Here is a 13,881-nt window from a genome sequence, read left to right on the forward strand (position 1 = left end):
GCGCAGGCAGGGCCCCTTTTCGTTGGCGAGCCAGCCCGGTATTGTTTGCGGACCTCGCAGGAGTGGTATTCTCAATGGCATCGACGATTTTGGAGATGCGCGACATCACCAAGACGTTTCCAGGCGTCAAGGCGCTGTCGAACGTCAAGCTCATGGTCGAGGAAGGCGAGATCCATGCCGTGGTCGGCGAGAACGGCGCCGGCAAGTCGACGCTGATGAAGGTGCTGTCGGGTGTGTATCCGTCCGGCACCTATGACGGCCAGATCATCTATCGCGGCGATGAGTGCCATTTTAAAGGCATCCATGACAGCGAGCGCAAGGGCATCGTCATCATCCACCAGGAGCTTGCGCTGGTGCCGATGCTGTCTATCGCCGAAAACATATTTCTCGGCAACGAGCAGGCCAAATACGGCGTCATCGACTGGAATGCCAACGAGACGCGCACCAGCGCCCTGCTCAAGAAGGTCGGCCTCAAGGAAGACCCCAACACGCTGATCACCAATATCGGCGTCGGCAAGCAGCAGCTGGTCGAGATCGCCAAGGCGCTCAGCAAGGAAGTGAAGCTGCTCATTCTGGACGAGCCGACGGCGAGCCTGTCCGAAAAGGACAGCCAGGCGCTGCTCGATCTGCTGCTCGAATTCAAGCGGCAGGGCATCACTTCGATCCTGATCTCCCACAAGCTCAACGAGGTGAACCGGGTCGCCGACAAGGTCACGATCATCCGTGACGGCCGGACCATCGAGACGTTGGCCAAGAAGGACATCTCGGAGGACCGCATCATCACGTCGATGGTCGGCCGTTCGCTCGACGACCGCTACCCGCCGCGAGAGCCGAAGATCGGTGAGACCGTTCTCGAAGTGAAAAACTGGTCGGTCTACCATCCCATCCATGCCGAGCGGCAGGTCATCAAGGGCATCAACCTCAACGCCCGCAAGGGCGAAGTGGTCGGCATTGCCGGGCTCATGGGCGCCGGCCGGACCGAGTTTGCCATGAGCCTGTTCGGCCGGTCCTACGGCCGCCGCATAACCGGCGAGGTGTTCCTAAACGGCAAGCCGATCGACGTCTCTTCGGTGAGCAAGGCGGTGGAACACGGCATCGCCTACGTTACCGAGGACCGCAAGACCTACGGTCTCAACCTGATCGACCACATCAAGCACAACATCACGCTGGCCAACCTGCCCGGCGTGTCGCGCCACGGCGTGATCGACGATTTGCGCGAGCTTTCGGTCGCCAACGATTATCGCGGCAGGACCAACATCCGCGCCTCGAGCGTCTACCAGATGACCGGCAACCTTTCTGGCGGCAATCAGCAGAAGGTGGTGCTGTCGAAATGGCTGTTCGCCAATCCGGAAGTGCTGATCCTCGACGAGCCGACACGTGGTATCGACGTCGGCGCCAAATATGAAATCTATACGATCATCGCGCGTCTCGCCTCCGAGGGTAAGGCAATCATCGTCATCTCGTCGGAAATGCCCGAACTGCTCGGCATCACCGACCGCATCTACGTCATGAACGAAGGACGCATCGTCGGCGAAATGGCGGCAAGCGACGCCAGCCAGGAAAAGATAATGCGCGCCATCGTCCGCGGAGAAGGAAAAGCATCATGAGCACCGAAAGCGCTCCCGGGCCGCAGACCGGCGTTGCCCAGGATCTACAACAGGGACCTCGCATTGCCGTCTCGGCGCTGGTCACCAATCTGCGCGAATACGGGTTGGTGCTGGCGTTGATCGCAATCATGGTGTTCTTCCAGTTCACCACGTCCGGAACGCTGTTCAAGCCGGTGAACCTCAGCAATCTCGTGCAGCAGAACAGCTTCATCATCGTGATGGCGCTGGGCATGCTTCTGGTGATCGTTTCGGGTCACATCGATCTCAGCGTCGGCTCCGTCGCCGGCTTCATCGGCGCATTGGCGGCGATGATGATGGTCATCTGGCCGCTTGGCCCATTGAGCAATCCGCTGGTGGTGTCGATCATCTGCCTGATCGTCGGTGGTGCGATCGGCGCGGCACAAGGCTACTGGATTGCCTATCACCGAATACCGAGCTTTATCGTCACGCTGGCGGGCATGCTGATCTTCCGCGGCATCTGCCAGGCGCTGCTTGGTGGCGGGTCTTCCGTGGGGCCGCTTCCAGTCGGCTTCAAGGCGCTCAGTTCCGGCTTCATTCCGGACCTGATCGGCCCATTGACGCTGATACCGCCAACCGTGAACGCCGCCGGCAAAACCATTGTCGGCAGCGGCCTCACGCTGCACCTGACGACGATCGTGATCGGCCTCGTCGCCGTGCTCGCCTATGCCTATTTCGGGCTCAGGGCACGGCGCACCCGCGAGAAGCATGGCTACGAAGCCGAGCCCTTCTCGCTGTTCGTCGTCAAGACCCTGGTGATCAGCGCGCTGGCGCTGTTTCTCGTTTACCAATTCGCCACCTATAGGGGCCTCCCCATCGTTCTCATGGTGATGGGCGTGCTGATCGCGTTGTTCGTCTTCGTTACCAAACGCATGACGATCGGCCGCCGCATCTATGCGATGGGCGGCAATGCCAAGGCAGCCCAGCTATCGGGCATCAAGACCGAACGGCTGACGTTGATGGTGTTCATCAATATGGGCGTGCTGTCGGCACTCGGCGGCCTGATTATCGCAGCGCGCTTGGGGCAAGCTGTGCCGGCGGCCGGCCTCGGCAGCGAGCTCGACGTCATCGCTGCAGTGTTCATCGGTGGCGCTTCGGCGATGGGCGGCGTCGGCCAGGTCATCGGCGCGGTGGTCGGCGGTTTCATTATGGGCGTCATGAACAACGGCATGTCGATCATGGGCGTCAATGTCGACTGGCAGCAGGTGGTCAAAGGCCTGGTGCTGCTCGGCGCCGTCGTCTTCGACGTCTACAACAAGAACAAGGCTTGAGAGGCAACCAGGAGGCATACGGGTCACATCGCGGCGCTGCCGGGCGGCGCGAAGAAGTCCCCCGAGGGACCTGACCCGCGAGCGCAATCCGGACGAAGAATTTCAACCGCGGCGTGGACAGGGTCTGAGCCGCGCCGGGCAGGGTTTGCCAAGAAGGCAGGCCGCAATTCAGAGAGGGTTACCATGCTGATCTCCCAGATCCTCGACGACGCCGAGACGATCCGCGTCGTTGCCCGCAACGGCGGCAAGACCCGCGTCATCAACGGGGCCCGCAGCGTCTATTCGCTGGCGATGGAAGCCGCGCGCACCGGCACCGGGCTTGTCGCCCTGATCGAGCGCAAGGGCTTCGGCGAAACCGTCGATCTCGATGCAGCCTACAAGAAGGGACGGCTGCTGTCGCCGATCAACCATCCCGATCCGGCGCATCTCCATCTCACCGGCACCGGGCTGACGCATCTCGGCTCCGCCGCGACCCGCGATTCCATGCACAAGAAGCTCAGCGATGGCGGCGAGGAACAGCTGACCGATTCCATGAAGATGTTCCGCATGGGGCTGGAGGGCGGCAAGCCGGCGAAGGGCCAGATCGGCGTGCAGCCCGAATGGTTCTACAAGGGCAACGGTACCATGGCAGTGGCGCCCGGCGCGGCGCTCATGTCGCCCGCCTTCGCCCAGGATGCCGGCGAGGAGCCGGAAATCGCCGGAATCTATGTGATCGGCGACGACGGCGCCCCGTTCCGCGTCGGCTTCACGCTGTCGAACGAGTTTTCCGACCACGTCACCGAGCGCGTGAATTATCTCTTCCTCGCCCATTCGAAACTGCGCAACGCCTCGTTCGGGCCGGAGATCCTGATCGGCGACCTGCCGTCCGACATTCGCGGCGCTTCACGCATCCTGCGCCACGGCAAGCTGCTTTGGGAAAAGCCGTTCCTGTCGGGCGAGGCGAACATGTCGCACACCATTGGCAATCTCGAGCATCACCACTTCAAATACTCGGCCTTCCGCCAGCCGGGCGACGTGCATGTGCACATGTTCGGCACGGCGACGCTGTCCTTCGCCGACGGCATCAGGACCGAGGCCGGTGACGTATTCGAAATCGAGGCGCAGGATTTCGGCCTGCCGCTGCGCAACCCGCTTGAAATCGAGCAGCCGGTGAAGGTGGCGGTGAAGGCGCTTTGAGGCGTCGATGACAGCGTGATCTCCCCCCTCGTGGGGGAGATTGGCAGTTCCAAACTCATCGCGCGGCGCGGAAATGCTTGGACAGTTTCAGGCCCTGCGCCTGATAGTTCGAGCCGAGATCTGTGCCGTAGAGTGCCTGCGGCCGTTTCAGCATATGCTCGTAGACCAACCGTCCGACGATCTGGCCGTGGTCGAGGATGAACGGCACTTCGTGGCTACGCACCTCGAGCACCGCCCGGCTGCCGGTGCCGCCCGACGCCGAATGGCCGAAACCCGGGTCGAAGAAACCGGCATAATGGACGCGGAACTCGCCGACCAGCGGGTCGAAAGGCGTCATTTCGGCGGCGTAGAGTGGCGGCACATGCACCGCCTCGCGCGACACCAGAATATAGAATTCGTCCGGATCGAGCACCAGCTCGCCGGCACCGCTCTTGTAGAGCGGCTCCCAGAAATCGACGACATCCTGCGCGGCGCGCTTGTCGACGTCGACCAGGCCGGTGTGGTGCTTGCCGCGATAGCCGACCAGCCCGTCCTTGTCGCCGTCGAGATCGATCGACAGCGCGATTCCCCCGCCTGAGATGTTGGGTGGTTCGGTGGCGACCAACATTTCGGCGCGGTGCAACTCGTGCAGCTCGCTTTCCGACAAGAGCGCATTGCCGGTGCGGAACCTGATCTGCGACAGCCGCGAGCCGGTCCGCACGATGATCGGGAAAGTGCGCGGGCTGACCTCCAGATAGAGCGGGCCTTCATAGCCGGCGGCGATCTTGTCGAACTCGTGGCCACGGTCGGTCATTACCCGGGTGAAGATATCGAGCCGTCCAGTCGAGCTTTTCGGGTTGGCGGAGGCGGAAATATGGGCGGGCAGCGCCAGGCTTTCGAGCAGCGGCACGATGTAGACGCAGCCGGTTTCCAGCACCGCACCTTCGGCGAGGTTGATCTCGTGCAGCTTCAGCCGGTTGAGCTTGTCGACAACCCTGTGGTCCGGGCCGGGCAAGAAGGAAGCACGCACTCGCCATGCCTTGTCGCCGAGCCTGAGGTCAAGGCTGGCCGGCTGGATCTGATCGGCATCGAGCATGCGCGGCGACTTCAGCGCGCCCGTCTGGAACAGCGCGGAAATATCCTGATCGGGAAGAATGCCTGTCTGCCGCAAGGGTCTGGCTCCGTTCGAACGCCGGGCGAGGTCTTGTTCTGTCGCAGGTCCGACCGTGGACGCCTTTGGCACCTGCTTGGTACAATCCTCTTAATCATGCCGGCAATTGACGCAAGCGTGGCGCGGGTCTAAAGCTCGTTATCCCGTGGTGATTTGGCCGGTCGGCTTGCAGCCACGTTAAACAAGTCGCTAAAGGACCGTCGGCCGCAAGGCCATATGGACCGGTTGCGACTTTCGCGGCCGGTTTTTTGTTGTTTGGACCAATTTTGGTGTTTGGATGGAATGATGACCAAGAAGCGCGACTGGAAGCCTCAGACCGCACTCGTGCATGCCGGGACGCTGCGTTCCGGCTTCGGCGAGACCTCCGAGGCGATGTATCTCACCCAAGGCTATATCTACGAGACGGCGCAAGCGGCGGAGGCCCGCTTCAAGGGCGAGGAGCCGGGCTTCATCTATTCGCGCTATGCCAATCCGACGGTCGACATGTTTGAGAAACGCATGTGCGCGCTGGAAGGAGCCGAGGACGCGCGCGCCACGGCATCCGGCATGGCGGCGGTGACGGCAGCACTGCTGTGTAGCGCCAAGGCGGGCGACCATATCGTAGCGGCCCGCGCGCTGTTCGGCTCCTGCCGCTGGGTGATCGAGACGCTGGCGCCGAAATACGGCATTGAGGCAACGCTGGTCGACGGCACCGACATCGCCAATTGGGAAAAGGCGGTCAAGCCAAACACCAAACTGTTTTTCCTGGAAAGCCCTACCAATCCAACGCTGGAGGTAGTCGACATTGCCGCCGTGGCGGCACTTGCCAATTCGATCGGCGCCAGGCTGATCGTCGATAATGTCTTCGCTACGCCCTTGCAGCAGAAACCCCTGCAGCTCGGCGCCCACATCGTCGTCTATTCGGCCACGAAGCATATTGACGGCCAGGGGCGTTGTCTTGGCGGCATCGTTCTGTCGGACAAGAAATGGATCGACGAGAATCTGCATGACTATTTCCGCCACACCGGCCCCAGCCTCTCGCCCTTCAATGCCTGGACGCTGCTGAAAGGCCTGGAGACGCTGCCGCTACGCGTACGCCAGCAGACGGAAAGTGCCGGCCGCATCGCGGATTTCCTGGCCGAGCGCCCGCAAATCGCCCGCGTCATCTATCCCGGCCGCGCCGACCACCCGCAAGCGGCCGTGGTCAAGAAGCAGATGTCGGGCGGCTCGACGCTGATTTGCTTTGATGTGAAGGGCGGCAAGCAGGCGGCCTTTGCCTTCCAGAACACACTCGACGTCGTGCTGATTTCCAACAATCTCGGCGACGCCAAGAGCCTGATCACCCATCCGGCGACGACCACACACAAGAACTTGACTGATGAAGCCCGCGCCGAGCTCGGCATCGGACCGGGAACGCTCAGGCTGTCAGTCGGCCTTGAGGACGCCGACGACCTGCTCGAAGACATCGAGCAGGCACTGAGAGTTGCCGGATAAGGGCTGGCCGAACAGAGGCAGCGGGGACGTGCCGATCAGGCGCCGGACGGGGTCTCTTCCAGCTCCGCGACAGTCTTCGTCTGGATAGTCATCACGTTGCCGCGCCAGTCGATGGCGCCGCTCAGCCATCCGCGCGCCCAAATGACGGGAAGCATCAGGTCTCGTGCCATCATCGCCGGGATCGTGCGCGGCGACAGGTGCCATCCCTTGGCCGAGGCCAAGGCGCATTCCGGCAGGTAGGCCGCGACCAGCACGGCGACGGCGGTTGCCGGCAGGCTGACGCCGGCGTCAGCCGCGGCGATCAGTGCAAGCACCAGCGGCGGTGCCGCTCCGATCAGGATTTCGGGGGCAAAGAACAGTGCAAAGGTGACGCGGCGCAGCCGCGCCCAGCGCGCCTGCCGCGACCAGATCTCGCCAAGCGTGCGCCGGCCGAGCGGCTGTTCGAAGGGAGAGGCGACAAGATTGACCCGTAGTCCGAGCCCATTGACCAGCTTGGTCGCGGCGGCGTCCTCGGCGATCTCGGCGGCAAGCGCGCGGATGCCGCCATTGGCATCGAGCATTGGCTTGTTCCACAACATGCTCTTACCCTGGGCGAAGCCGAGGCCGAGCGCCTCTCCAGCGTACTGCCAGCGTGCCTGCAGCGTGTTGAGAAAGGCGCATTCGACCTCCCCCCAGAAGCCGTCCGGCCGCGAGCCGATTGGCGTCGAGCAGACGAGGCCGGTGTCATGCCGCCACGCCGCCATCAGGTGCTGGACGTAGTCGCTCGGCATAAGCACATTGGAATCGGCAAGGATGACCCAGCGATAACGCGCCGCCTCCCAACCCTTCACGCAATTGTTGAGTTTTGGATTGCCGCTGATGCGGTCGTCACCGACCAGAAGGCGGGCGCGAATAGCTGGAAAGCGCGCCATTGCGGCGGTGATCGGCTTGACCACCGGGTCGTCGGCATGGGCGACACAGAAGATGAGTTCGTAGCGCGGCCAGTCGAGTGAGAAGGCGCGCTCCAGCGTCTCTTCGGCAAACGGCTCGACGCCGCGCGCCGGGATGACGATCGATACCGGCGGCGCGTTGGCCGCGGGCGGTGCAATACTGGCTGGTCGCTTCAGCTTCTGCGAAGCTAACAGGATGCTGGCGAGATTTGAAAGAAGGAGGGCTATGGAAAGGAGGGCGGCTGCGAATGTCGGTTCCATCGAGATCTGGTCGCTCCAGAAATGCCGGCCGCATGACAGCCGTTTTCAACAATTCGACAGAACGCTGAGTCGTCCGGCACAAGCCTGCACACCATCATTGTCATGTGTCACTCAAATGACATTGTTTTTCGGCACCTGCGCTTGAGATCGGGCAAGAAGATGCTGCGCATCGTTGACCAAACTGCGCTGAGCATCGAAAGTTCCATCTACATTGCTTTGGAGCAGTTTATGTACAGCGCCGTCACCCGCAACATCGAAGTGCAGGTCAGGCCGTTCTATCTGGAGGATCACTCCGATCCGCCGCAAAACCGCTATGTCTGGGGCTACCAGGTGACCATCGACAATCAGTCGGATGAGTTCGTGCAGCTTCTGTCACGCTACTGGCACATTACCGACGGTACCGGCAAAGTCGAGGAAGTGCGCGGCCCCGGGGTCGTCGGCGAGCAACCCGGACTCAACCCCGGCGACAGCTATCAGTATACGTCCGGATGCCCGCTCTCGACCCCGTCCGGCATCATGGTCGGGCACTACACAATGCGCAACAAGCGGGGCGAGACGTTCGACGTCGCCATCCCCGCCTTCTCGCTCGATTTGCCGGGCACGCGGCGCACCGTCAATTGAGGGCCGTCATCCAGCCGCTGCAAACTCCGCCGGGTCGAAGTCATATTGCTTCGAGCAGAATTCGCAGGCGACGTGAATGCTGCCATCCTCGGTGCTGTCCCTGATCTCCTCGGCGGAAAAGCCTTCGAGAATGCCGCGGATCTTCTCCCTCGAGCATGAGCACTGGTCGGCGACCGGCACGCCGCCGAACACGCGGACGCCATGCTCGTGGAAAAGCCGGTAAAGCAGCCGTTCGGCGCCGATCGTCGGATCGATCAGCTCGGTCGGTTCAATAGTACCAAGCAGCGCCAGCAGCTCCTGCCAGGAATTGTCGGTCGGGTCATGGATTTCCTCACGCGGATCGCCGTCGCCACCGGGAAGGTCGGGTACGCGCATACGCTCCGCCGACTGCGGCAGGAATTGTGCCAGCAGGCCACCGGCCCGCCATTGCTCGCGGGCACCGCCGACGCCGGGCGTCAGAAGCTTGGCAACCGAAAGGCGGAGGTCGGTCGGAATCTGCTCCGACTGGCGGAAATAGGTGCGTGCGGCATCTTCAAGTGTGAAACCGTCGAGCTGGACGATGCCCTGGTAGCGTTGCGTGTGAGCGCCCTGGTCGATGGTCAGCGCCAGGACGCCGCTGCCGAGCAGCGTCTGCGGTGACGTCTCGCCGGCCGAAGTCAAAGCCTGCAGCCGGCCGGCATCGAAGCGGGCATAAGCGCGCAGCGCGTGCGGCGTGGAGAAATCGGCGACCAGCATGTCCACCGGCCCGTCGGTGCGGGTCTGCAGAATGAACTTGCCCTCGAATTTCAGCGAAGTTCCGAGCAGTACCGTCAGCACACAGGCTTCGGCCAGGAGCCGGGCGACCGGCTCGGGATAGTCGTGGCGGCTGAGAATGGCGTCGAGCATCGGCCCGAGCTGGACGGTGCGGCCGCGCACGTCGAGCGGGCCGACCTCGAACGGCACGACATGATCGTCGCCGGCGTAGCCGAATTCGCCGAGCTTGGGTTTATGTTCAGCCAATTGATGAGTTTCCAACATGACAAAGCTCCGGGGCGCGGCGATGCCGCCCTCCGGGGCGCATGCGACGAGACGCGCTCGATTTGCGTGATGCGCCTGAGATAGGCACCACCCACTCCCGGATCAAGGCGGCCCGGATCAAGGCGGCGCAGATCAGGCCGGCCCGGATCATCGCGGCCCGTATCAAGCGCCCAGGCACCAGGCCAGGACCGCCTTCTGGGCATGGAGCCGGTTCTCGGCCTCATCGAACACCACAGAATGCGGTCCGTCGATGACCTCGTCGGTAACCTCCTCACCGCGATGTGCCGGCAGACAGTGCATGAACAGCGCGTCCGGCTTGGCTTTCGCCATCAGTGCCGCATTGACCTGATAGGGCAGGAAGACATTGTGGCCGCGGGCACGGTGCTCCTGGCCCATTGACACCCAGCAGTCGGTGACGATGCAGTCGGCCTCGTGAACGGCCTCCTCGGGCGAGCGGGTGAATTTCAGCTTGCCGCCATTGGCTTTCGACCAGTCGACATGCTTCTGAGCCGGTTCGCTGCCCTCGGGCACGGCGACGTTCAGCTTGAAATGGAACCGCGCAGATGCCTCCAGGAGCGAATGCAGCACGTTGTTGCCGTCGCCGGTCCAGGCGATCGTCTTGCCGGCCACCGGACCGCGGTGCTCTTCGAAGGTCATGATGTCGGCCATCAGCTGGCAGGGATGGGTCTCGTCGGTCAGCCCGTTGATGACGGGGACCGTAGCGTTTTCCGTCAGTTCCAGCAGCCGGTCATGCGAGGTGGTGCGGATCATGATGGCATCGACATAGCGCGACAGCACCTTGGCCGTGTCGGCAATGGTCTCCGAGCGGCCAAGCTGCATCTCGGTGCCGGTCAGCATGATCGTCTCGCCACCCAACTGCCGCATGCCGACGTCGAACGATACGCGCGTGCGCGTCGACGGCTTGTCGAAGATCATCGCCAGCACCTTGCCTTCGAGCGGCTTGCTGCGTTCTCCGGCCTTGAGCCTTGCCTTTCGCACAGCTGCGTCGTCGAGCATGAAGCGCAGATCGCCTTCGGAAACGGCAGAAAGATCGGTAAAATGGCGAAGGGACATCAGGAATTCCAGGATTACTTCGCAGCGGCAGCGACGATGGCATCCGCCAGGCTCTTGGCGCCGGCACGAATGCGCTCGAGCGCCTCGTGGATCTCGGCGTCGGTGACGGTGAGAGGCGGCAGCAGGCGGATAACGTTGTCGCCGGCCGGAACCGTCAAGAGATGCTGGTCACGCAGTGCCACCGTGACCTTGGTGTTGGGCATCGCGCATTTAAGCCCAAGCATCAGGCCGGTGCCCCTGATGCTTTCGATAACATCCGGAAATTCGTCGGCGACACCGGCAAGCCCCTGCTTCAACAGCAGCGCCTTGCGCCGGACGTCCTCGAGAAAGCCGTCTTCCAGCACCACGTCGAGCACGGCGTTGCCGACCGCCATCGCCAGCGGATTGCCGCCGAAGGTGGTGCCGTGCACGCCGGCGGTCATGCCGACCGCCGCCTCGTCGGTGGCGAGGCAGGCACCCATCGGGAAGCCGCCGCCGATGCCCTTGGCCACCGCCATCAGGTCGGGGGTGACGCCCGCCCATTCATGCGCGAACAGCTTTCCGGTGCGGCCGACGCCGCATTGGACCTCGTCGAAAATCAGAAGCAGTCCGTGCTGATCGCAGAGCTGCCTGAGCCGCTTCAGCGATTGCGTCGGCACTTGCCTGATGCCGCCCTCGCCTTGCACCGGCTCGATCAGGATCGCCGCGGTTTCAGGTGTGATCGCCTTTTTGGCGGCATCCACATCGTCGAAGCCGACCTGGTCGAAGCCGTCGACCTTGGGGCCGAAACCTTCCAGGTATTTGTACTGGCCCCCGGCGGCGATGGTCGCCAGGGTACGGCCGTGGAAGGCGCCTTCGAAGGTGATTGTGCGGTATCGCTCGGGATGGCCCTTGACGAAGTGGTAGCGCCGTGCCGTCTTGATGGCGCATTCGAGCGCCTCTGCGCCGGAATTGGTGAAGAACACCTTGTCGGCGAAGCTGGCGTCGGCCAGCCGCTCGCCGAGCCGGCTCTGTCCCGGAATCTCGTACAGATTGGAGACGTGCCAGAGCTTGGCGGCCTGCTCGGTGAGGGCCGCGACCAGATGCGGATGGCTGTAGCCCAATGAATTGACGGCGATCCCGCCGGCGAAATCGAGATATCGCTCGCCCTTATCGGTGACCAGCCAGGTGCCTTCACCGTGGTCGAAAGCCAGGGGTGCGCGAACAAAGGTCTCGAAAAGCGCCGAACCGCTCATTATATGCGTCTCCGGAACCGGAAAAATCAAAAAGCCGCCAAAGCGGCGGCCCTTGTGGCTTATCGTGTTTTTCGGCCGTGAAGTCAACGAAAAGGTCGCGCAAGGACGTGCGGCAAGCCCTCCAGCATAACGCCGGCTCATAAGCGACCGGGCAAGTTGGGGAAAACCGAAAAAACCGATTCGTGTTGGCCTTGGGACTCTTGTCACCGAGTCAGCGCATAAGGTAATTGTAGTAGAGAAATAACTAGATTTCGTGCGGCGGACCTAATCACCCGATATATGTGGTGTCTGCCCGGCAGAAGCCGGGTCGGGAATGGATTCCGATTGCCGCACGTTTCAGCAGGAGCGCGGTCTCATGAACTGGACTGACGAGCGAGTCGAACTTCTCAGAAAATTGTGGTCGGAGGGCCTCAGCGCCAGCCAGATCGCCGCACAGCTTGGCGGGGTCAGCCGCAATGCCGTCATCGGCAAAGTGCACCGGCTGAAACTGTCCGGTCGCGGACGCACGACCGCCTCACCGGCACGCCAGAAGAAGACGGTACAGGGATCGACGATCCAGAAATCGGTGTCCCGGGCAGCAAGCGCCACGCGCCATGCCACCACGTCGATGTCGATCGGTGCGACCGCGCTCAAGGCGCAGTTCGATGCCGAACCGGTAGCGCGCCACTATATCCGCCCGGTCGAGAACGTCGTCGTGCCAATCTCGCGGCATCTGCAACTCGTCGAGCTGAACGAGCGCACCTGCAAATGGCCGAATGGCGATCCGCTCTCGGAAGATTTCCATTTCTGCGGCAACGACGCCGCCGAAACCGGCCCTTACTGCAAGTACCACGCCCGCGTGGCGTTTCAGCCAGCATCGGAGCGGCGGCGGCATAGATAGGCGATAGGCAGTGGGGAGTAGGCAGTAGGCAGTAGGGGAAGATAGCGCTTCACAAGGATCGTTTCGCCAACAACCCACTTCCGTATTGCCTATTCCCTACTGGCTACTGCCTATTCCCTTACCCTTACAGCCACCCATTCTTGCGAAACCGCCAGTAAAGAAACGTGCAGATCAGGGCAATTGCCGCCAGGACGGCCGGGTAGCCATATTCCATCCTCAGTTCCGGCATGTCGCTGAAATTCATGCCGTAAATGCCGGCGAATGCCGTGGGCACGGCCAAGATGGCCGCCCATGAGGCAAGCTTCTTGGAAATCGCCGTCTCCTGGCTTTGACCGACCAGAAGGCTCGCCTCGAAGGCGAAAGCGAGAACCTCACGCAGGCTGTCGATCTTTTCCTGGACAGTGCGGATATGGTCGGTGACGTCGCGAAACAGCGGATGCATGGCTGTGTGGATTTGCGGCAGATCGGCGCTGGTCAGCCGCCGGCAGACCTCCACCAGCGGCAGAGCAGCGTTGCGCAGGCGCAAGAGATCGCGGCGCAGCATGTAAAGCCGCTCGATATCGGAGCCGGTCATCGGTTTCAGCAGAACCTTGTCCTCGATCGCCTCGACCTCGTTTTCGATCTGCTCGAGCACGGGCATGTAGTTGTCGACGATGAAATCGAGAATGGCGTAGAGGACGAAATCCTCGCCCTTGGCGAGGGAATGCGGACAGCTTTCCCAGTGCTGGCGAACGGCGGCGTAGGAGGTCGACGGGCCATGCCTGACGCTGACGATATAGCCGGCGCCGACGAACAGATGCGTCTCGCCGAAGGTGACACGGCTGTCGATCAACTGCGCCGTGCGGGCAACGATGAACAGGGCATCGCCATATTGCTCGATCTTCGGCCGTTGGTGCGGATGCTCGGCGTCCTCGATCGCCAGCTCATGCAGATGAAATTGCGCCTGGACGCGCAGTAACAAATTGCGGTCGGGCTCCAGCAGTCCGATCCAGACGACATGGCCCGGCTTCCCGGCCCATTCGCCGGCTTCCTCGATCGGAATGTCGGCGATGCGCCGCCCAGCCGTATAGACGCCGCAAGCGATTATACCCGACATCGGCGGCGCAGGAGCAAACTCGCGGACATATTCCATCGCAGCCTCCTGAAGGCGGGGCCTTCATCGCGGAACCGAGAAGTCAGCGCGTCGAAAG

The 13,881-nt window shown here is 62.5% G+C and carries 12 protein-coding genes and 1 riboswitch; of the genes, 6 read left to right on the top strand and 6 right to left on the bottom strand.

The features are described 5' to 3' along the window. The first annotated feature begins 74 nt into the window (after nt 1-74). From mmsA to araD1, 3 genes are all read left to right on the top strand, one after another. Nucleotides 75-1,607, top strand: a complete 1,533-nt coding sequence (gene mmsA, locus NKJ12_RS08935) for a multiple monosaccharide ABC transporter ATP-binding protein (RefSeq protein WP_023719487.1) — start codon at nt 75-77, stop codon at nt 1,605-1,607. Beyond that, nucleotides 1,604-2,896, top strand: a complete 1,293-nt coding sequence (gene mmsB, locus NKJ12_RS08940; protein WP_292659525.1) for a multiple monosaccharide ABC transporter permease — start codon at nt 1,604-1,606, stop codon at nt 2,894-2,896. Before mmsA ends, mmsB begins: the two co-directional genes overlap by 4 nt. Nucleotides 2,897-3,079: 183 nt before the next feature. After that, nucleotides 3,080-4,072, top strand: coding sequence for an AraD1 family protein (gene araD1, locus NKJ12_RS08945; RefSeq protein WP_023719489.1), 993 nt, complete (start codon nt 3,080-3,082; stop codon nt 4,070-4,072). Between the two features lie 55 nt (nt 4,073-4,127). On the opposite strand, the gene NKJ12_RS08950 is transcribed toward araD1, so the two are convergent. Next, complete coding sequence (locus NKJ12_RS08950) at nt 4,128-5,222, bottom strand: 2'-deoxycytidine 5'-triphosphate deaminase (protein WP_352702273.1); 1,095 nt, start codon at nt 5,220-5,222, stop codon at nt 4,128-4,130. Between the two features lie 135 nt (nt 5,223-5,357). Next, nucleotides 5,358-5,435: riboswitch (SAM riboswitch) on the top strand. Nucleotides 5,436-5,504: 69 nt separating this feature from the next. Here NKJ12_RS08950 and NKJ12_RS08955 point away from each other — a divergent pair. Next, on the top strand, nt 5,505-6,695 hold the full coding sequence (locus NKJ12_RS08955) for an O-succinylhomoserine sulfhydrylase (RefSeq protein ID WP_352702275.1): 1,191 nt from the start codon (nt 5,505-5,507) through the stop codon (nt 6,693-6,695). Between the two features lie 35 nt (nt 6,696-6,730). On the opposite strand, the gene NKJ12_RS08960 is transcribed toward NKJ12_RS08955, so the two are convergent. Continuing rightward, nucleotides 6,731-7,885, bottom strand: a complete 1,155-nt coding sequence (locus NKJ12_RS08960) for a ceramide glucosyltransferase (RefSeq protein ID WP_352702277.1) — start codon at nt 7,883-7,885, stop codon at nt 6,731-6,733. Between the two features lie 228 nt (nt 7,886-8,113). Between NKJ12_RS08960 and apaG the strand changes: the two genes are divergently transcribed. Then, nucleotides 8,114-8,506 carry a Co2+/Mg2+ efflux facilitator ApaG/CorD gene (gene apaG, locus NKJ12_RS08965; RefSeq protein ID WP_254816331.1) on the top strand — a complete coding sequence of 131 codons (393 nt, stop codon included), beginning with the start codon at nt 8,114-8,116 and terminating at the stop codon, nt 8,504-8,506. A gap of 6 nt (nt 8,507-8,512) precedes the next feature. Here apaG and NKJ12_RS08970 read toward each other — a convergent pair whose 3' ends face one another. The 3 genes from NKJ12_RS08970 to NKJ12_RS08980 form a co-directional block, all read right to left on the bottom strand. Continuing rightward, nucleotides 8,513-9,523: an Hsp33 family molecular chaperone gene (locus NKJ12_RS08970; RefSeq protein ID WP_352702280.1), complete on the bottom strand. Its 1,011-nt coding sequence runs from the start codon at nt 9,521-9,523 to the stop codon at nt 8,513-8,515. Nucleotides 9,524-9,685: 162 nt separating this feature from the next. Then, a complete protein-coding gene (argF, locus tag NKJ12_RS08975; RefSeq protein ID WP_254816329.1) occupies nt 9,686-10,597 on the bottom strand; it encodes an ornithine carbamoyltransferase in 912 nt (303 codons plus the stop codon). 14 nt (nt 10,598-10,611) lie between these two features. Continuing rightward, a complete protein-coding gene (locus NKJ12_RS08980; protein ID WP_352702282.1) occupies nt 10,612-11,811 on the bottom strand; it encodes an aspartate aminotransferase family protein in 1,200 nt (399 codons plus the stop codon). A 355-nt stretch (nt 11,812-12,166) separates the two neighbouring features. Between NKJ12_RS08980 and NKJ12_RS08985 the strand changes: the two genes are divergently transcribed. Beyond that, nucleotides 12,167-12,691, top strand: coding sequence for a GcrA family cell cycle regulator (locus NKJ12_RS08985; RefSeq protein ID WP_352475925.1), 525 nt, complete (start codon nt 12,167-12,169; stop codon nt 12,689-12,691). Between the two features lie 124 nt (nt 12,692-12,815). Here the strand turns inward: NKJ12_RS08985 and NKJ12_RS08990 are convergent, their stop codons facing one another. Then, nucleotides 12,816-13,823, bottom strand: coding sequence for a magnesium and cobalt transport protein CorA (locus NKJ12_RS08990; protein ID WP_023677347.1), 1,008 nt, complete (start codon nt 13,821-13,823; stop codon nt 12,816-12,818). Between the last annotated feature and the right edge of the window lie 58 nt (nt 13,824-13,881).

This window comes from Mesorhizobium sp. M0195 (assembly GCF_040322115.1).
In the GTDB taxonomy this organism is placed as follows: domain Bacteria; phylum Pseudomonadota; class Alphaproteobacteria; order Rhizobiales; family Rhizobiaceae; genus Mesorhizobium.

Coding starts and splice junctions, on each gene's coding strand:
- NKJ12_RS08960 (WP_352702277.1), bottom strand. CDS start 7,885: ATGGAACCGACATTCGCAGCCGCCCTCCTTTCCATAGCCCTCCTTCTT.
- NKJ12_RS08955 (WP_352702275.1), top strand. CDS start 5,505: ATGATGACCAAGAAGCGCGACTGGAAGCCTCAGACCGCACTCGTGCAT.
- araD1 (WP_023719489.1), top strand. CDS start 3,080: ATGCTGATCTCCCAGATCCTCGACGACGCCGAGACGATCCGCGTCGTT.
- NKJ12_RS08985 (WP_352475925.1), top strand. CDS start 12,167: ATGAACTGGACTGACGAGCGAGTCGAACTTCTCAGAAAATTGTGGTCG.
- apaG (WP_254816331.1), top strand. CDS start 8,114: ATGTACAGCGCCGTCACCCGCAACATCGAAGTGCAGGTCAGGCCGTTC.
- NKJ12_RS08970 (WP_352702280.1), bottom strand. CDS start 9,523: ATGTTGGAAACTCATCAATTGGCTGAACATAAACCCAAGCTCGGCGAA.
- mmsA (WP_023719487.1), top strand. CDS start 75: ATGGCATCGACGATTTTGGAGATGCGCGACATCACCAAGACGTTTCCA.
- mmsB (WP_292659525.1), top strand. CDS start 1,604: ATGAGCACCGAAAGCGCTCCCGGGCCGCAGACCGGCGTTGCCCAGGAT.
- NKJ12_RS08980 (WP_352702282.1), bottom strand. CDS start 11,811: ATGAGCGGTTCGGCGCTTTTCGAGACCTTTGTTCGCGCACCCCTGGCT.
- argF (WP_254816329.1), bottom strand. CDS start 10,597: ATGTCCCTTCGCCATTTTACCGATCTTTCTGCCGTTTCCGAAGGCGAT.
- NKJ12_RS08990 (WP_023677347.1), bottom strand. CDS start 13,823: ATGGAATATGTCCGCGAGTTTGCTCCTGCGCCGCCGATGTCGGGTATA.